The 20,017-nt window shown below is 33.2% G+C and carries 18 protein-coding genes; 2 read left to right on the forward strand and 16 right to left on the reverse strand.

Features of this window, described 5'->3' with window-relative positions:
* Nucleotides 1–268: 268 nt before the first annotated feature.
* The 3 genes from murB to tsaE are packed head-to-tail and all read right to left on the reverse strand — an operon-like array spanning nt 269 to nt 2,226.
* The gene (gene murB, locus B5D12_RS06630) at nt 269–1,186 is read right to left on the reverse strand and encodes a UDP-N-acetylmuramate dehydrogenase (RefSeq protein WP_078756081.1); all 918 of its coding nucleotides are present in this window, start codon (nt 1,184–1,186) and stop codon (nt 269–271) included.
* Nucleotides 1,187–1,239: 53 nt separating this feature from the next.
* Nucleotides 1,240–1,758: a GNAT family N-acetyltransferase gene (locus tag B5D12_RS06635; protein ID WP_078756082.1), complete on the reverse strand. Its 519-nt coding sequence runs from the start codon at nt 1,756–1,758 to the stop codon at nt 1,240–1,242.
* A complete protein-coding gene (tsaE, locus tag B5D12_RS06640; protein WP_078756083.1) occupies nt 1,759–2,226 on the reverse strand; it encodes a tRNA (adenosine(37)-N6)-threonylcarbamoyltransferase complex ATPase subunit type 1 TsaE in 468 nt (155 codons plus the stop codon).
* Between the two features lie 130 nt (nt 2,227–2,356).
* Here tsaE and B5D12_RS06645 point away from each other — a divergent pair, with 130 nt between their 5' ends.
* Nucleotides 2,357–2,962: a DUF4430 domain-containing protein gene (locus tag B5D12_RS06645; RefSeq protein ID WP_078756084.1), complete on the forward strand. Its 606-nt coding sequence runs from the start codon at nt 2,357–2,359 to the stop codon at nt 2,960–2,962.
* A gap of 496 nt (nt 2,963–3,458) precedes the next feature.
* Here the strand turns inward: B5D12_RS06645 and rpoZ are convergent, their stop codons facing one another.
* The 7 genes from rpoZ to B5D12_RS10650 form a co-directional block, all read right to left on the reverse strand.
* Nucleotides 3,459–3,653 carry a DNA-directed RNA polymerase subunit omega gene (rpoZ, locus tag B5D12_RS06650; protein WP_066125561.1) on the reverse strand — a complete coding sequence of 65 codons (195 nt, stop codon included), beginning with the start codon at nt 3,651–3,653 and terminating at the stop codon, nt 3,459–3,461.
* Nucleotides 3,654–3,655: 2 nt separating this feature from the next.
* The gene (gene gmk, locus B5D12_RS06655; protein WP_078756085.1) at nt 3,656–4,294 is read right to left on the reverse strand and encodes a guanylate kinase; all 639 of its coding nucleotides are present in this window, start codon (nt 4,292–4,294) and stop codon (nt 3,656–3,658) included.
* A gap of 238 nt (nt 4,295–4,532) precedes the next feature.
* The gene (gene proC / locus B5D12_RS06660; protein WP_078756086.1) at nt 4,533–5,339 is read right to left on the reverse strand and encodes a pyrroline-5-carboxylate reductase; all 807 of its coding nucleotides are present in this window, start codon (nt 5,337–5,339) and stop codon (nt 4,533–4,535) included.
* Between the two features lie 612 nt (nt 5,340–5,951).
* A complete protein-coding gene (locus B5D12_RS06665) occupies nt 5,952–6,329 on the reverse strand; it encodes a hypothetical protein (protein ID WP_078756087.1) in 378 nt (125 codons plus the stop codon).
* 171 nt (nt 6,330–6,500) lie between these two features.
* The gene (gene gdhA, locus B5D12_RS06670) at nt 6,501–7,847 is read right to left on the reverse strand and encodes an NADP-specific glutamate dehydrogenase (protein ID WP_078756088.1); all 1,347 of its coding nucleotides are present in this window, start codon (nt 7,845–7,847) and stop codon (nt 6,501–6,503) included.
* Nucleotides 7,848–7,939: 92 nt separating this feature from the next.
* A complete protein-coding gene (locus B5D12_RS06675; RefSeq protein WP_159443882.1) occupies nt 7,940–8,620 on the reverse strand; it encodes a YoaK family protein in 681 nt (226 codons plus the stop codon).
* 246 nt (nt 8,621–8,866) lie between these two features.
* Nucleotides 8,867–9,010, reverse strand: coding sequence for an SHOCT domain-containing protein (locus B5D12_RS10650; RefSeq protein ID WP_078756090.1), 144 nt, complete (start codon nt 9,008–9,010; stop codon nt 8,867–8,869).
* Between the two features lie 409 nt (nt 9,011–9,419).
* On the opposite strand from B5D12_RS10650, the gene B5D12_RS06685 reads away from it, so the two are divergent.
* Nucleotides 9,420–9,773, forward strand: coding sequence for a plasmid mobilization protein (locus B5D12_RS06685; RefSeq protein WP_078756091.1), 354 nt, complete (start codon nt 9,420–9,422; stop codon nt 9,771–9,773).
* 179 nt (nt 9,774–9,952) lie between these two features.
* On the opposite strand, the gene B5D12_RS06690 is transcribed toward B5D12_RS06685, so the two are convergent.
* The 6 genes from B5D12_RS06690 to B5D12_RS06715 form a co-directional block, all read right to left on the reverse strand.
* Nucleotides 9,953–10,777 (reverse strand): DUF6339 family protein, encoded by an 825-nt coding sequence (locus B5D12_RS06690; RefSeq protein WP_078756092.1) that lies wholly within the window; start codon nt 10,775–10,777, stop codon nt 9,953–9,955.
* Nucleotides 10,778–11,647, reverse strand: a complete 870-nt coding sequence (locus B5D12_RS06695) for a hypothetical protein (RefSeq protein ID WP_078756093.1) — start codon at nt 11,645–11,647, stop codon at nt 10,778–10,780.
* A complete protein-coding gene (locus tag B5D12_RS06700; RefSeq protein WP_078756094.1) occupies nt 11,637–13,493 on the reverse strand; it encodes a hypothetical protein in 1,857 nt (618 codons plus the stop codon). The genes B5D12_RS06695 and B5D12_RS06700 overlap by 11 nt, the downstream gene beginning before the upstream one ends.
* 98 nt (nt 13,494–13,591) lie before the next feature.
* The gene (locus B5D12_RS06705) at nt 13,592–16,624 is read right to left on the reverse strand and encodes a type I restriction endonuclease subunit R (RefSeq protein WP_234982930.1); all 3,033 of its coding nucleotides are present in this window, start codon (nt 16,622–16,624) and stop codon (nt 13,592–13,594) included.
* Entirely contained in the window at nt 16,625–17,929 is a 1,305-nt protein-coding gene (locus B5D12_RS06710; RefSeq protein WP_159443883.1) for a restriction endonuclease subunit S, read from the reverse strand.
* On the reverse strand, nt 17,922–20,003 hold the full coding sequence (locus B5D12_RS06715; RefSeq protein ID WP_078756096.1) for a type I restriction-modification system subunit M: 2,082 nt from the start codon (nt 20,001–20,003) through the stop codon (nt 17,922–17,924). The genes B5D12_RS06710 and B5D12_RS06715 overlap by 8 nt, the downstream gene beginning before the upstream one ends.
* Between the last annotated feature and the right edge of the window lie 14 nt (nt 20,004–20,017).

Below are 20,017 nucleotides of genomic sequence, written 5' to 3' on the forward strand. Positions count from 1 at the left end.
TGCGGGGGTGGACAGACAAAGCGAAAATCATTCGATTTTCTACTTTTGGTCCACTCCCAACTTTGCGGGGGTGGACAGACGAAGCGAAAATCATTTGATTTTCTACTTTTGGTCCACTCCCTAGGTTAAGATTTGAAAAAATATTAATACCCGATTCATTAAAAGCAATACTCACACGTTTTCAAAACAACTTGACCTCCGAAAATAAAAAAAACGATAAGCAAGTCAAAGTTACCAATGAACTTCACCTACTTATCGTCTCAAATGATTATTGAACTATTTTTTCAACAGCTTCTCCTATAATACGCACTTCCGGTTCAAGACGCACTTGATTGTTACGCCAAATAACTTCTTGAATATATTCAATTAAGCGTACATAATCTGTTGCAGTAGCATTGTCAATATTAACAATGAACCCTGCATGTTTTTTAGAGACTTCAGCACCACCAATACGATAGCCTTGTAGCCCTGCTTCTTGAATTAATTTACCGGTAAAGTAACCCGTCGGACGCTTAAAGACACTGCCGCAAGAAGGATATTCCAACGGTTGCTTGCTTTCTCGTAAGTGGGTTAATTCTGCCATTTTAGCATGAATCGCCTCTCCATCGCCTTGAGCTAATACAAATTTAACCCCAATTACAATATCCTCATTTGTTTGGAAAACACTGTGTCGGTAACTGAATTCACACTCTTCACATTGAATGGTTTTAAATTCACCTTCACGCGTTAAAATATCAACAGACTCAATGACGTCTGCTACTTCACCACCATAAGCCCCTGCATTCATATAAACCGCACCGCCGATGCTTCCAGGGATACCACAAGCAAATTCTAGACCCGTTAAATTACTAGCGCCTGCTTTGCGACTGACCTCAATGAGTGGCACGCCACTTTGCGCATAAACTTCATTGCCATTAATCGACATCTTTTTCATCGCAGTTAAAATAATAACAAGTCCACGAATACCACCATCACGAACAATTAAATTACTAGCATTGCCCAAGATCGTTAAGGGAATTTGGTTGTCCTTTACCCAATTGATTAAAGTTTTTAAATCTTCTTTCGTTTCAGGAAAAGCAACTGCATCAGCAGGGCCACCTGTTTTAGTATATGTATATTTAGATAATGGCTCATCAAATTCTATTTTCATAGATAAATTTAAATCCATTAAGTTTGATAATGTCATTCATTTCATTCCTTCGCTTTTCAATACGTCTTATTTTAACATAATCTTTTTACTTAATCGAGTACTTTTTCCATAACAAAAGAATCTAAATAACAGCCATCTACTTTTAATCGTTTACGCAAATTTCCCACTATCTCGAAACCGAATTTTTCGTATAACTTAATTGCGGCTTCATTTCTTTTGGCCACTTCTAGGGTAATGACTTTCAAATCTGAATTTTCTGCAAATTCAATCATCATTTCCATCATCATCGAAGCAATACCGTAACCCCAATATTCTTCCACTAAACAAATGCCGATTTCAGCAATGTGACGTTGCTTAGCGGCATTAAATTGCGTAATATTCGACATCCCAATAATTTGATCATCGACCTCACTCACTAGCAAAATACTGTTTTGTGCCTTGTTATATTTATTTATGATGTCCACTTCTTCTTGAACCGTCAGGTTCAAACCTTCTTCACCAAAGGTTAAATAGGGAGTTTCACTACCGACTTGTTCACATAAACCTAAAATCGCCCGGGCATCTTGTGCTTTGGCCACCCTAACATCGATTTCTAACTCCTCTGTCAATTAAATCTCCTCCATTTTTTCTAACAGCTCTTGATATTGCTCGGTTGACTCGCCTTCAACCATTAAAATAATTTCTCTTTGATTAGGATCTGTTTGGGGAACAAATTTGATACGAAGACGATTTAATGGTAAATAGTCATATAAATATTCAGACCATTCAATAAAAATGATAGACGGTTCATTCAGATAACTATCAAAATCAATCGTATCCGCGCCCCCTTCTTCTAAACGATAGGCATCAATATGAATCAATTTAAAATTAGGTAAGGGGTATTCTTTTACAATTGTATAAGTTGGACTTTTAATGGCTCTTTTCACGCCTAGCTCCTTACCAACTTTTTGAGTAAAAGTGGTTTTACCACTCCCGAGTGGTCCATCTAATAAAATGACCATCCCCGGATTTAACCATGGAGCCATCTTTGACGCTAACGCTTGTGTCTCTTCAACTGAATCAATATAAAAATGCATGCTTCTACCTCTCAAACTTAATTAATTTTATTATATTTAAACTATGATAATATTGCGAATAATTTGACTTTATTAACATTTCTTGATAAATTTAATAATAACAAAGACAAATTATAGGAGGTCGTAGACCATGAAGAAATATGTAAAATTATTATCTCTACCGATTTTAACATTAATGCTTGTGGCTTGTGGTAACCAAAACAAACCAGCTGAAGAAACAACAACAGCTGCACCAGAAGCAACAACCGTTGCTGAAACGACTGGTTCACAAGTAAGCACACCAAATGATACTACAACTGTTGCTGATCAATCAACTGAAGAAGGTGAAGAAGCTGAAGAAACTCAAGAAGGCGAAACAACTGTTGAAGGTGAAGAAACTCAAGAAGGCGACGAAACAGAAGATGCTGATGTCGCTGCCACTGATGTTAAATTCACCTTATATGTAGATGGTGAAGAAACAGCTAATTTCGTAGCGAAAGATGCCGTTGAAGGTTCTGTTATCGATGCCATGACGTCAATTGAAGAGTTAGAATTCAACTTCAATGAAGATGAAGGAATCATTGATGTTATCGATGGTATTGAAAATGACTATGAAACAGGTAAAACTTGGGTTTATTTATTAAATGGTGAGTATGCGGAATTTGGTGTTGTCTCACAAACACTTTCTGAAGGCGACACAGTTGAATGGTATTATGGATTCCCAGAAGACTTACCAGTTAACATCATTCCTGAATAATAATAAAAAATGATTATGACTCTTGAGTATCTCACTCAAGAGTTTTTTTTATTATTCCTCATGAATGCTCGCCGATCATGTTAGATTTGATACGATATTTTAATACTCCATTCACTCAGTTTTTAAATGTGAAAAATACTAGTTAGATCACGCTAGTTATATTTTAGATAAAAGTAGGTGTTAGTATCTCATTCACTCGCATTTAGAATGGCAACTATAATATCGATAGATGTTTCACTCTATTTTTCAATGTCCCTCCTATATATTGATGGACACTTCACTCTATTTTTCAATGTCCTTCCTATATATATTAATGGACGCTTCACTCAACTTTTCAATGTTCCCTGTATTAAGCGTCACTTCACGGTCGTCCTTTAGGCACCTTTCTTAAATAGCGGATCATCATACTATACATTTCAACACTTTCGCTTTTACAATGCAAAAGCCCGCCAACCTTTTCAATAGGTTAACGGGTTTTATAATCTAAAGTATTTCATTACTCCTCAGGTTTTAATACACCTTCGATGACTTCTTCTAAAGCTTTACCAACTGGCTTTTCAGATTGATATTCTTCTAAAATATAATCATTGTTGTTACGCATATCATGTGCGCGTTTGCTCGCTAAAATAATCAAACCATATTTAGACGGCACTTTTTTAATCAATTTATCAATCGATGGATATAGCATCATAATTATCGTTCTCCTTCTTGTTGAAAATAATTTTTAATATCAGCACGAATACGATCCACAACACGCTCTACTCTTAAATGTTCACTTTGAATAATCGCATTCACTTTTTCAACGGCATGTTCTACCGTATCATTGACGACAACATAATCATAATGTTGCATCATTTCAATTTCTTCTTTAGCCATTTGCATTCTTTCTAAAATGACATCTTCACGGTCAGTGCCACGTCCAGTAATCCGTGATTTTAATTCATCTAAACTTGGCGGAGCAAGAAAAATAAAAATCCCCTCAGGCATACGCTCACGTACTTTTAGCGCACCTTGCACTTCGATTTCTAAAAACACATCATTACCAGCTGCTAAGTTTTCTTCAATTTTTTGGATTGGTGTCCCATAATAATTGCCTACATATTCAGCATACTCTAATAATGCATCTTCTTCAATATATTGTTTAAACTGCTCTTTTGAAACAAAATAATAATCGACACCATCTACTTCACCTGGTCTACTTTGACGGGTAGTTGCCGAGACCGAATAAACATAATTAAATTTATTATCTTTAAAAATCGCTGCGCGAACTGTTCCTTTCCCTACCCCTGATGGTCCTGATAAAATTATGAGTAGTCCTCTTTGTTGAGTCATTCAATACCTCCGCCTATCTGTTCTGTCAATAATTTATAACTGTTATTGTATCACACTACATATTTTCATGAAAGGTAAATTCAAATTTTTCATTAAAATGTAAAGATTTCTATATTAATGTTAATATAGCGAAAATAGAGCACGAATGCAAACCATTCTGTCCAAATATTTAAAACTCTTGTAGATTACTGAAAATATGTTGGGATTATTCACTTTATATAATCGCTCATAGTCCAAATTACTTTGATTGAGACATACTTTCTGTTTTTAAAAATGATTGATACACGGCCTCCATCGCGGCATGACGAAAGCCATTTTGCTCAAGCGAAGCAACTCCCGCAATCGTACTTCCTCCTGGTGAAGTCACGGCATCTTTTAAAGCACCAGGATGTTGACCGGTTTCAATGACCATTTGAGCAGAACCGTGTACCATTTGAGCGGCTAAACGTTGAGCCATCTCTCGTGGCAAACCGGCTCTAACGCCACCATCAGCTAAGGCTTCAATCAATTGATAAATAAATGCCGGACCACAACCCGCGACGGCACTTGCTGCATTCATTTGTGATTCTGCTATCTTCATTAACTGCCCTGTTTGACTCATTAACTGTTTAAATAGTTGATGTTCGTCATCGGTAATAAAGTCCGATAAAATATAGGTGGTCATTCCTTGGCCAATCGCAACTGGCGTGTTAGGCATAATACGAATTGCTTTTTGATCTTCGGGAATGACACTCTCCATTTGAGCGATACTCACACCGGTCGCCATTGATATCCAGATAGTCCCTGGTTTTGCTAATTCAGTAAGTTGATGAAGCTCACTCATTATCATCGATGGTTTTAATCCTAAAAAAATTATAGTCGCAGATGAAGCAATGGTTTCATTATCGAGAATTTCCACTGTTTGTGTTATTTGCTGACTTAAGGAATTTGCTTTTTCTTGATTGTGATTACTTAATAAAAATTGGGTATGTTGATCTACCGCTTTACTAACACCTATAGCGACGGCACTCCCCATATTTCCAATCCCAATAAAACCTATTTTCATTTTTCATCCCTCCACCTTGTTTCATTTAGTATTATACAAAAAATAGCAAAGTTCAATTGTTTAAGTGTCTTTCGTCAATGAAGCGATTAGGTAATCGAATGCTCTGTTTCAAAACTATCAAACAAAATTGCTAATACCTTACATCATGTGCAAATATATAAAGATTGTTCTAATGATTGGATGACCCGTTATTAACAGAAATCTCCCTGTCTTAGAACAATCTTTTTGGTTTAACAACATTCTTTTCAATGATAGCGATTTTCAAATTTCCTAAACGCTTAAATTAGCGATAAATTCTACCTAACTAGTTACTTAGAGCATCTGCAATTTTTACTTGGCTAGAAACTTTAATCAACTGCAAATTTCACTAAGCTAGACACTCAAAGCATCAATAAATTTTACTTAGCTAGAAACTTTAATTAATACCTAACCTGCTGATGAATAGGCACTGATAATAACTTAAGACGCAAATCGTCGTAATAAGTCAACACAGATTGGAATGGTATTTTTTAGTGAAAACTTTGAATAACGTCGTACTTTCCCAATTACCACAATTGACCGTTGAATAAGCCCCACTATTCGTTGGTGAAGCTAGTTAAAAACAATTAAATATTAAAGCTCACTAATCATAGCGTAATGATAGCCATTATAGTCTTCAAAATAAGCCATTAATCGACCTTCGTATTCAAATGGCTCTTTTAAAATTTCTCCTCCACTTAACATTGCAATATGAAGTAAGTTGCGTAATGAAGTTGCGTCTTGCATCATAATATGAATTACCGCTGCATATTCACTTGGTTCTTTCCATGCGATACCTGTATTTTCTGTAAATCGATCTCTTTGGGTAAACACTATTTTCATTCCATCATGAAAAGTGACTGTACAAGTCTGTTGCTCTGTTGAATAATCAACCCTCATATCTAAACCTTCAAAAAAGGTGCCAGTATTACGAATACTTTCAACTGGTAAATTAAGCCAATAGGCATTCATAACTTATCCTCCTCTTCAATCAAAGTCATTATACCATTTTATCGAAGTTAAAAAAAGCAGTGAGAGTAGTCATTAATTGAAAATTCTATCATTTCCAATTCTGATACTTACTCCCACTGAGACTGTTAACTTCAATCAGCTTAACTATTTATAAGAAAATAATGAAAAATCTTAAATAACACCATGAATCATCATCAATTCAGCTACTTGTTCAAATGATGCAATATCAGCTGCTGCACCATAATCAACACCTAAATCATAAGTGTCACGTGCTTTAACACATTGTGCGAATATATTTTTCATAATTTGTTGTAACTCTTGATCTACTCGTTCACTCGTCCATTTTAATCGCATTGAGTTTTGACTCATTTCTAAAGCAGAAACTGCCACTCCTCCAGCATTAGCCGCTTTACCCGGTCCATAATGAATTTGGTTTTTACGATAGACCTCAATCGCATCAGATTCACTTGGCATATTGGCGCCTTCAGCAACCATTTTTATCGCATTTTTAACTAATCGTTCAGCTTGAGCTTGATTGATTTCGTTTTGCGTTGCACAAGGTAAAGCAATATCCGCTTTGACGTCTAAATCCCAAACAGATCCTTCTACTATTTCAGCTTCAGCATCAAATTCTTGGTAACGACTAATACGTTCACGACCGTTTACTTTTAATTCTTCGATGGCGTCTAAATTAATACCATTAGGATTGAAAATGGCATGGTTTGAGTCACTCATTGTCACCACAATGCCCCCTAATTCAGTTACTTTTTTCGCTGCAAAAAAGGCTACATTCCCTGAACCAGAAATCATTACTTTTTTACCTGTCATCGTTTGTCCGGCTTCTTTTAACATCTCATTTAAGAAATAAACCAAACCATAGCCTGTTGCTTCAGTACGACCTTTAGAACCGTTAGCAGCAACGGGTTTTCCAGTTAATACGCCCGCCATTGGTCCTTGTAGTCGTTTGTATTGGCCTAATAAATAACCAATCTCACGACCACCCACACCGATATCTCCAGCAGGAACGTCAACATCTGGTCCGACATGTTTACTTAATTCTGTCATAAATGATTGACAAAAACGCATCACTTCTACATCTGATTTACCTTTAGGATCAAAGTCAGCGCCACCTTTACCTCCACCGATTGGCAGACCGGTTAACATATTTTTGAAGATTTGTTCAAAACCTAAAAACTTCAAAATACTTTGATTAACGGTCGGATGGAAACGAAGTCCCCCTTTATAAGGGCCATTTAATGAACTAAATTGCACACGATATCCACGGTTGACTTGTACTTGACCTTGGTCATCGACCCATGGCACTCTAAAACTAATAATCCGCTCTGGTTCTACGATCCGTTCTAAAATTGCTAATTGCTCATATTCTGGATGAGCCTCAACTACCGGCGCAATTGCATGAAAAAATTCCTTTACTGCTTGTAAATATTCTTTTTCATGTGGATATTTTGCAGTAAGATTTTCATATACTTTTGTTATATAAGATTGAGTCATTGTCATTTCCCCTTTATTTTGGATACTCCTAGTATAGCACAAATCTCATTGTATTCACATAAAACACGATAATGATTAATGATTTTTTAATGAATTAACTATGATAAATGTTCTACATCTAGTGCTTTAAATTGAAAATATAGAATATACGATAGAATACCTAAAATAATATTTATCATAACATTTACATAAAGCAAATTGAATGCAATCAGAGTACTCAAAATGCCAGCTAATAAACTTCCACTTAAGAATGCTAGAAAGTTTACCGTCAAAAAGATAAACTTCATCTTATAATGATGATCTTGGCTACGTACCCAGCGACCAAAAGTTAAACCGATATCCGTTAACGTTCCCGAAACATGAGAAGTACGAACAATCATCCCCCGATAAGATAAAAACATCCCATTTTGTAATGCAATCATAAAACTCAAATAATACAATAATACCGAATGGAGGGCTGAAATTTGTAATAATATTAATAACACACCATTTAATATAATTAAAATTCCACCATAGCGTTTTTGAGGGGTGAAGATCTCTTTTGGAAAAAGCATTCCCGCAATCACGCCACCAAAAATATAAGCCATAATTAACCCAAAATATAATTTTATCAAAGGCCAATTATTTTCAGCCACCACTAATCCCATCTGTGTAACCGTCCCTGTATGATGCGTTACCACATAGGAATATTGTAGAAAAGTACTGGCATTCAAAAATCCTGCTGAAAATGTTAAAGAAAACATCCAGCAAAATAATAATCGCCTTAATCGTCTAAGCATAACATCCCTCTTTATATAATATTGATAATTAAAATGAAATGAGCCATTATCTATTTTCATTCAAATGCTATTATACCGTGTGTTTAGGTATGTGTACAGTATCGATTGATTTTATTTTCATGGAGATAAAATGTAAGTTATATGGGCATCGTAATGATAAAAGTCCTGCAAAAGGATTTCGACTAGCTTTTCAATCATTGATTTAATTACATTTATACAATCCTATTCTACCGCGACTAGTTAAATTTAGCAGGTCAAATCTGAAGAAATATTATATTTTCCCATAAGAAGCTTTTTAATCTTAAAGTATTCTTGCTTGTTTATTAGCTTTTCACTTAATAATTGCCTAAGCATGGCAAGCTGAATGTTATATTCTAATATGTCCTCCATCTATTCTTCCTCTTTTAAAATTGTTACCAAGACTTTCTTTATTCTCATAGGACTACTTAAGTCCCCCTATATATAACAGTGAAAATATGACCCGCTTGATTCGCTATTTTAAAAAAGTTTTTAGAAGATTAAATAAAAAATGGACACAGAAAAAGCGGCTAATCCACGCTGACATTTTTTCCAAAGTGCGGTAATATTAGAATATAAATCAAATACTTAGCTTAATGCCTGCTTTTAAAAACTTTAATGAGCAAGTACAGTAAGTGTACGGACACTTACGAGAAAATTGATGAAGCGAACCCTTTTAGGTTCGCTTCTTTTTATCCATTTTTCTACTTGTTCCTATCGGAATGATTTAGGGGACACCCCTAATACCCTGTTCAAAAATAAAAATAAAAGGAGGATTTATATGACAAATAGGTATAGAAATGAAAGAATTGAAATCAAATTAACCAAGGAAGAAAAAGAACTTTTTATGAAAAAGCTTGAACTCAGTAAATCAAAATCAATGGCTCATTTTATTAGGAAAAGTGTTCTTGAAGCCCCTATATTTGTAATTGATATGAATATTTTTAGAAGGCTACAAACTCTTATAGGGAAAAACTCTAACAACCTTAATCAGATTGCAAAGAGGTTAAATATTACCGGAATAATCTATAGAGAAGATATTAAAGATCTAAAAATAGAGAATGATGATATCTCAAGGGAAATAATTAAAATCCAAAATATCCTGACAAGAAAATATACAAATAGGACTGATTAATATAGCTATTAATAAATATAACCTATGAAATCAATCCTCTAATTTCCTATAATTTAATTTTATTAATGTGTCTTTTAATAGATATTAAGTCCGTCAGAATGGTGTCAAGGCAAGTAATTATACAAATAAAACTAATATTACCATATAAAAACCCTATGCTCCACCTAAAAGACTTTCTTTTAGCTTGCCGAATATTCCCTTTTTTCTCTAACCTGCTCTTGCTTATCTTCTGCTTGATTTACCCTAGTTTCTTTATCCTCTAGATTTTGACTTATCGTGTTATCAATATAAGAACTAATTTTTTCCTCTATTTCTTCTGTTGATAGATAATCTAGAAGGTAACTCCCTCCTATAAGATTTGCATATCTAACAATAGCCTGAAAGTCTTCCCTAGATAAACCACCATTGACCTCTTTATATTTAAGCATAGGTCTTAATACACCCTTTACTATATTAGTGTTACTAGTGAAACTACTTGACAAAAAGGTATGAACATATGTTATAAAATTATCACTAAATACCTCTATTAAATAATAAGGATCTTTGCTATTATCCTCATCATATATTAATTCTCCTATCCACCAATATCTTGATATGGTATTCATAAACAATGCTCTTCTATTAGATGATCCACCAGTTAAAAAATATCTATTACCTATATCTTTTTCTTCTTTTGCTGATCTATTCGACCACCTTTCTCTCATAAAATCCCAAAATACTGAATGAGACATACCTGCCCACAGCCTTTCGTCTGCTGCCTCAGTTCTAGTTAAGAATCTTAGATTACTATGAAGTGTTTTAACGTTTTCCATATCAGAAACACTTACATTTTTAGGGTCAAACAAGAGCTCAAAATCTTCTACTGTCCTCTTATACTCTAAAAAGGGATTTTCATATTTTTCCATTATCCATTGGTTACTTTCTTCTCTATATTCATGAATATTATTAGCAGCATTATTCTTTAAATCTTCTAATATCTCTTGTCTCATATAATATAGTTTCATTTAATTCTCCTCCTGATCTGCTTCATATATTTTATCTAAAGCATCCTTTGTGGGATAATCTAATAAAATCTGAGCTAATTCGTAAGGTGATTTTGCACTAAATAAATTGCTGTCTAAATTAATTCCTAGTTCCTTCATCCTGACTTCTAAAGCCTGGAACCATCTACGATCTGAATATTGTTCGAAATCATTTCCTGAGTCTTCTTTTAACTCATATAAAACATAGATTAATGCTGGTAGTACAATCATACTATGTAAAATTCTAAGTCTATTGTGGTTTCTACTAGCATATGTGTACATTTCATAGCTTTCATTGGATACCATTATTTGTATCCTATCTCCCTCTAGATTTACCTTTGTTTCTTTTTCTAAATCTGCTACCTGGGCAATTCTAATTATAGATGATAATTGTTTTAGATCATCCTTATCTTTAATAATTGAAATAATAGCTCTATTACCTATGGCTAAATACTGTCCTTTGTTTATGTTAAATGAAAATCCATCAAATATAGGATCAAATGAGCCATCTTTATAGTTTAAAATATTTTCCTTTGCTATTATAAATGGGGAAAATTCAACCTTGCCATCTAAGCTGAAAGAATCAATACTAATTTCTATCTTTGAGAAATCACTTGTAAAAACCTCCCTAAAAGAAGTCTTTGAACACTCTACATGAATGACATACTCAGCTTTGTTTTCCTTGATTAGGTTCTCTAGCCCAGGATTCTTAATATTTAGTTCAATTTCAAATAGATATTCTTTGCCCATGGTTTTATCTTCTAAAGACTCTATTCTAAATTCACTATTTAGATAATCATCTGTATAAGGGGCTAAAACAGGATATGGATGGTATCTTTCCTTAAGTTGCATAAATTACCACCTCCATAGATAATTGTTCAATAATATCTGGCTGAAAATCGATAATAAATTCATTATCCTTTGCTATATTCCCTAGGGAAATCCTCTTGTTCTTTATTTCCAAATCTTTATTATTAGTTTTATCTACTGCATTGTTTATTCCTATGTCTAACCTGGTTCTCTTGTCTTCACCAACTGCTGATACAAGCAATTCTGCATCTTCCAAATCATGACGACTTTTTAAAACCATCCGGTACTTAGAACTACTGATTTGAAACATTCTAATGTTAAAATAATTTGTAGCAACTCTCTGTCTTCCCACACCTTTTCTACCATCCCTGTAGGAGGATTTACCCCCTCCTTGTCCAGGACCTTGAGGATCAAAGTCTCCTTCCCCAGTTTCCTCACCATATACTGGCATTTTCTTATTTTGTGATTCATCTTCAATCTTTATATTGACTTTAGATTCTGTATTTTCATTTGTTAATGATTCATCTTTACCTTTACTTCCTAAAAGGTCATCCTCTAAATCAGGTAATAGTATACCAAGGTCACCTACATCTGTTTCATCTAGAGTAGTTTCCTTAGCCAGTCTATTAAGTTCCTCTCTGATTTGTTTAATAAGGTTTAATCTAGTTTCATTAGCCTGTCTAATTTCTTTTGGATTTTCTGAAAATTGATCTGCCTTCCAAGCATCATGTTCAGGAGTCTCCATCTTTCTAAAGTAATCATTTATTTTCCTATCTTGCAAAATACAAATTCCTGAAAAAGGTATTCCTCTAGGAAATCTATCCTGCTCAAATACCTTCATTCCATTGATTCTAGACATTAGCACCCTGCGACTTGTTAATTCATTATCTACCAACAAATAAACTTTGAACTTCCCAAGATAATCTCCACCACTAGCATCAAGTGAAAAGCTATTAATAATTGTTTCTTCAGATGTTAATACCTTATAAAATTCTAAAGAATTTCTATTCCTTCCAGACTTATTATAATCCAGCTTATTTTCAACTATATCCTCTAAGGTTGATTTGTTTATTAAAATGTCTCCCACTTTTACTTCTAGTCTCCCATTGTAAATAGCTATTAGAAAACTGTCTATAACAGAATAGACTATTGATTCAACCCAGTCATCCTGCTCTATAAATCCAATGATATATATATCAGTCCCCATTCTTTGCCCTCTATCAAAGTTTGGGTCTAGTTTTAACTGACTAAATATAGGTAGGTTCTTACTACCAAGACCATAGTAGCCTTCACCCTCTTTTTCCTTTCCATCTACATCCATAAAGTTTATGACTTCTGTAACGCCCTGACTGGCCTCTATTCCATCTTCATCATATGTATTATAGAAGATAGTACGTAGGTTTGAGCAGGCAAAGGCTGCATATTTCCCAATACCAAAGCTTCCTCCTGCCTCCCCTCCCTTATTAGATATACCTGCTGCCTTGATTAAATCATTCCAAGCAGTATCCTTTTCCTCTTTAGATCCTGTTAATCCAGTTGTATTAAAGTCACTTATTCTTAAAACACTAATTTTCTCTTTATCTAAGATGTCATTACTGTAGGCAAAAAAATCCTTTACCTTTCCAGATCCATTCTTACTTGTTTCATAGCATTGATTGAATACTTCTATATATCTCTCATATCCTGGGATATCTTTTTTATCAATTTCAATATGTTGAAAATCAATTTTTACTGTTTCTTCATCTTTTTTTATTGCATCTAGAGAATTTTGACAAATTTCCTTAGCTAAATGCCTATACCTATCCCCTCTAAATGTTTCCACTCCTGAATCCGATATCCCCTGTCTTCTCCCATAATTATAGGGTGAAAAATTCCATCCTATAGTCATCTAAATATCTCCTTTCTACAGTCAAAGACCAGGGATATCAATCCCTTGATCTTTTTAATGTCGATTATCCCTTATTTAAGATTTTTAATTAATTCTTCCTAACTTCTCAAATCTTTATAAATCATCTCTCCTACAGCAGACATAGCTGCATTATAAAATTCCTTATCTTGAAACAATTTCTTAAATGAATTGTTTCTATCTTTATTTTCTTTATATAATTTGAATGCAATATCTTCAAAATCCTTAGGAAATATGCTCTTTTTAAATACCTCGCTATCATTTTTCTTAGCATAAGTTGTTAAGGATTCTTTTCTCAGCCCTTGACTTGCTTCTTTATATATAAAATCTATAACTACCCTATCTTGATCTGTAAAGTCTCCATGATATCTTTCATTTATACGATTGATTATTTCATCTAAATAATCTTCGTCTTCCTTAGGTTTACTTCCAGTATCTAGTTCTCCATATCCAATAGTCGGATCTGCTATTATGCTAATATCTCCTTCAAAAGTCTTATCTAGTTTGTAAAATTCAAGTTTCAATTTTCCATCTAAATCTAAACTTATTCTCTCAGGACTTGGAATCAATTTTTGTAGATATGAAGTAAATACATATTCTTTATGAAGGTCCTTATCATACATCCTAGTTATTTGAATTATATAGGAATACCATTTGTTGAAATTTCTAATGTCTTTCCTGAATTTAAACTGATCTTCTTCCGATAATTCAAGATATCTATTTATTATAGGTTTAATCAAACTTGTTATCTTTCCCAAATCAGCAGGTGTCTGTTTGCCTTCCTTATAATAAATATTAACAAACCTTTCTATATCATCATCATTATAAAGTCTAGCTTCCCTTAATAAAATTTGTGTATCATATATAAGGTTTACATTTATTGTTTCATCTAAAATAGTGGCTTCATAGTATGGTTTGAAAGCTTCTTCTATTTCCTCTTTAGTATTAACAAAATCTAAAACAAAGGTATCCTCTTTCCCTGGTGTAATTCTATTTAATCTGGAAAGTGTTTGTACTGCCTTTACTCCTCTTAATCTTTTATCTACAAACATTGTGTGAAGTAGTGGTTGGTCAAAACCAGTCTGATACTTTTCAGCAACTATTAACATATTAAAATCATCACTTGCAAATTCAGTTGGCAATTGACTTTCTTTTATAGTAGATCCATCTTTTCTTTTATTCATTTTTTCCTCAGTAAACTCTACACCCTTATCTTTAATAATCCCAGAAAATGCTACTAAAATTTCTAAATCATCATAGCCTTTAATTTCTATATAATTCTTGATTTCATGATAATATCTAACAGCATGAAGTCTTGAAGCTGTTACCACCATAGCTTTTCCTCTACCATTGATTTTATTTTTAGTTATATCTCTAAATTGTTCTACAATTATTTGTGTTTTTTGTTGAAGGTTATGGGGATGTAAGGATGCAAATCTATTAATAGTTCTAACTGCTGTTGAAGAAGGTACTTCTGGATTTTCTTCTGTATCTTTAGCTATTTTATAGCAAGTATTATAGGTCATATAATTTTGAAGAACATCTAAAATAAAACCTTCTTCTATGGCCTGTCTCATAGAATAGTTATGATAGGCAGATTTGTTTCCATATTCCCTTTCTGTTCCAAATAGGTCTATGGTTTCCTTTTTAGGTGTAGCAGTAAAGGCAAAGAAAGATAGATTATTATGTTTACCATGGGATAGTATTTCCTCTACTAATTTATCTTCATTGTCTAAGGCTTCTTCTTCATCCATGCCTTCAATTTCTGCAAACTCCCTTAGGGCTTCTTCTGTATCAGCTAAAGCTGTCTTTAGCATCTTAGCACTAGATCCAGATTGACTTTGGTGGGCTTCATCTACAATTACTGCATACCTCTTACCTTTAGATTCATCTACTTCCTCATAGATAACAGGGAATTTTTGTAAGGTTGTTACTATAATCTTCCTATTGTTATTTATAGCATCTTTTAAATCCTGTGAAGTCTTGTCCTTTCCTATGGTTTCAACTACTCCAGGAGTATGGTCAAAGCTCATAATAGTTTCTTGTAATTGACTATCCAAAACTCTTCTATCTGAAACTATTATGACAGAAGTGAATATAGGTTGGTCATCCTTATCATGGAGGTTTGAAAGTCCGTAGGCAAGCCAGGCTATGGAATTACTTTTACCAGAACCAGCACTATGTTGAATTAAATAATCTTCACCTGTCCCTTTAATTCTAACATCTTCTATAAGTTTGTTTACTACATCTAGTTGATGGTATCTAGGAAATATTAATCTTCTTCTAGTCTTTTTTACTTCTTTTCCTTTTACCACTTTAGTCTCTGTTTTTTCTTCTAGGTGCATAAACCTTTGAATTATATCTAGTAAAGTATCCTTCTTTAATACTTTTTCCCATAAATATGAAGTAGCATATCCATTAGGGTTGGCAGGATTACCTTTTCCCCCAACATTGCCAGCACCATTTGAACCTTGATTAAATGGAAGAAAGAAAGTATCCCTTCCCTTTAATTCAGTAGTCATTTCAACATCATAGTGGTCTAGGGCAAAATAAACTAAAAATCTATGATTAAAATTAAAGCATTTTTCCCTTGGGTTCCTATTTTCTATAAACTGAGATTTTCCGTTGTCTACAGTTTGGCCTGTTAGTTGGTTTTTAAGTTCTAAGGCTATTATTGGAATACCATTTAAAGATAGGACCATATCTATTGAATTTCTATTTCCATTTGAATAATAAAATTGGCGGGTTAAAGTTAATATATTGTTATTATAGTTATCTATAACCTTTTGATTTAAGGTGCTTTCAGGCTTAAAGAAGGCAAATCTAAACCTAATACCCCTGTCAGTAACTCCATCCCTAAGGACACTTAAAAGACCATGCATCTTAACAGATTCATCAAATCTTTTGTAGATAGCCTCCTCTGATTTTTCCCTATATATCTTTTCATATCTTTCCCATTCCTTAGGTTGACTTGTTTGAATAAATCTAAGGAAAGTTTCCATATCTATAGCCTTTTCCTTGTCATAGGTAGCCATATTCCCTTTTTCATAGCCACCATGATTTAATAAATAAGTTTCTATATCTTCTTCAAATCTTATCTCTTTATATTCCAATTATTCCACCTCTCTTTTTCCAGTTACAGTTTCATATATTAATGATTTCTTGTAAGCTTCCATTTCAGTTAGGAGCTTTTCTTTTGTTGAGATTATTTGGTCTATTTGAGAACATTTTTGGTCTAGGTATGAAGCTATGGCTTTTTGTTCTTGTAATGGGGGAACTGTAATAAGTATGTTTCCTGTATTAATTATCGAAATTCTTCTTAGACCTGAACCTTTATGATAACTTTCTATTTGATTTTCTCCCACTTTACTCATTAGATAATAATATATATATTCAATAATACTATTAGTATTTGATGAAATTATTAATAATGAAGATGCAACAACAAAATTATTTTCTTCTCTAACTAATGCCATCTTTCCTATAGTTCCATCCTTACTCATTAATAAGTCCTCTATATTCGGTTTACAACCTGTTCTAACCATATATTCATAAGATTCTTTCGATGTTTTTAATGCATTATTAAAATCTATCATACCATTATTTATATCTACAGTTGATACAAAATAATGCTTACCCTCGTTGGTATCTGGAGATATATGAGCTCCATCAGTTAATTTGCTCGTAACATTTTTAAGTTTAGTTGCATCCCAATGCTCTGGTATCTTACCTATCCATTCAATTTCACTATCTTTCATCTGAACATTTTTATCTAATCCTTTTGTTACAGTTTCTGTTATAAGAGATTGTTTATATCTTTTATATTCTTCTATGGCTTTTTTAGTTTTAGATATTATATTATCTATTTCTTGTGTTTTTTTGTCTAAGAAGTTTGCTATTGCTTTTTGTTTATGTTTTGATGGTACAACTATCTCTATTTGTGCCATTTCCAGTAATGTTACACCCGGAATTAATCCAGTTATTCTTGATTGAAACCCATTAATAAAATTTGGTGATAATGAATAATAATATAAATAATTATTAGAAATAACATTTGAGTTTATACAACAAAGTTTATTTCCAAAACAAACTTCCTCCGATTCAATCTTAGCAATTTTCCTGCCTGCACTTCCTCCTTCTATGCAAACTAATGTATTACCTCTATATGCTCTCTTAAATTTTCCATCGTCTTTCTTTATATACATTCCGTTATCATAATCAATTTTATTATCAAATCCTACATCTTTTGTTGCTATATAAGGTATTGCATTTATAGGACTAATATAATTATCCTTTTCATTATCCTTTATGCTATTTCCTGTATATAGTTTTGATATATTTCCTAATTTCCTTATTTCCCAATCCTCAGGTATCTCCCCTATCCACTCAATTCCACTATCTTTCATCTTTCTAGTCAATTCTTTCACCATCCTCACTAAATAACTCTCTTAGTGATGTAGTAATATCTAATTCTAATGTTAGTATCCTACTTGAAATAATGTCTGCTGGTTCTGGTTCTTCAAATTTATAGAAATATCTTGTAAAAGGGATTTCATATCCAACTACAGTTTTTTCTTTATCTATCCATGCCTCTGGATTATAGGGTTTAACCTCTCTATTAAAGTATTGATCTATATCCTCATCTAAGGGAACTCTTTCTGTATCTCGTAGATCACTATTAGCCTCCACCTCTCCCTTAGTATTTTTACATATGTTAGCCTCATCATCATGTCGTCCAAATACCTTTATTATGGCATTTCTTAAAGGAGCTCTAAGTTCTATAGCCTTATCCTTGAAAAGTTTGTTTATCATTTTTACAAACTCATCCCTATCTAGCCATACTTGTCCTATTAAGCCTTCAAGTAGGTCTATTATTTCCTTTTGATTTTCTTCTCCTAATTTCATTAGTTCCTTTATTTCTTCTTCAGTTTTTCCTCTTTCTTGTGCTTTTGTAAGTTTTCCTAGGTTTTTATATTGAGTTTCCTCTTTAAATCTTTCTATTCCAGCTTCATCTATTTTAAATTTAAGTCTAAGTGGAGTTTCTATAGTGATTTGATTGTATCCAAATTCTATATTGTCAAATATCTTTGACTCACAGACCTTATCCCCTTCAACATATTCCTTGTTTAAAAAGTCTCCATAGGCTTTTATTATAATTTCTCTACATTGAGCCGTTATATCGTTTCTTTTATTTCCTATGGATTTTCTTCTTTGTACAAAAGTTTTAGAAGCATCTATTAATTGAACTTTTCCTGCTCTATGACTAGGCTTATTCTTAGATATAATCCATATATAAGTAGTTATTCCTGTATTATAAAAGCTGTCATTTGGAAGTTGTACTACGGCTTCTAGCCAGTCATTTTCAATCATATATCTTCTAATTTCACTAGGTCCACTTCCAGCTGGACCACTAAAGAGGGGCGAGCCATTGTGAACTATGGCCATTCTTCCTGTATCTTTTAATTTAGCTATTCCATTTAAATCGAAAAGCTGTTGTCCATCATTTACATAGGGAAGGCCTACTCCAAATCTGCCCCTATCTCCTAGCTTGGCTTCTGCTTCTACTGCACCTTTTTCTGACTTCCAATCTAGACCAAAAGGCGGGTTTGAAATACAATAATCAAAGGTATAATCCTTATAGGCATCTTCTGTTAATGTGTTTCCAAGTTTCATGTTGTGAGAATCTCCACCTCTTATAAGCATATCCGCCTTGGCAATAGCATAAGTTTCTGGATTTACCTCCTGGCCAAAAAGAGTTACCCTTGCATTTTTGTCTAAATCCTTTAATCTTTCTTCCATGGCCCCCAGCATTTGTGAAGTTCCCATAGTCTGGTCATATACTGTCCTATATACCCCATCCTTTAATAAAACTTCCTTATCTTCTGAAATTAATAAATCTGTCATAAGGTAAATTATATCTCTAGATGTGAAATGCTCTCCTGCTTCTTCATCATAGGATTCAGAAAATCTTCTTACTAATTCCTCAAATACATACCCCATATCTACACTAGAAATTTGATCAGGTCCCATATAGGATTCTTTTTTATTAAATTCTTGTATTATCAAAAACAACATATTTGCATTTGCAAGTTTGCTTATTTCCCTATCAAAATCAAAGCTTTCTAAAACATCTATGACGTTTTCAGAAAAACCATTTAAAAACTCCCTAAAGTTGTCTTCTATGTTTTCTGAATCTGCTATTAAATTTGTAAAAGTATATGGACTTGTATTATAAAATTCATATCCTGATGCTTCCCTTAAAAATTTATCTGGCAAATCAAAATCTTTTACCTCTTGGTAGGTTTCAATAACCTTATCCTTAGTTAAATACAAAGCATCATTGAATCTTTTAATTATAGTCATTGGTAAGATGATTTTTCCATATTCATGAGGTTTATAAAGCCCCCTAAGTATATCTGCTATATTCCAAATCATGTTGGCTTTTTGTTGCACATTGATTCCTGTTTGATTATGTCTAGTTCTTTCGTTCATTTATAAATAACCTC

The sequence above is a fragment of the Globicatella sulfidifaciens DSM 15739 genome (assembly GCF_900167405.1).
GTDB lineage: Bacteria > Bacillota > Bacilli > Lactobacillales > Aerococcaceae > Globicatella > Globicatella sulfidifaciens.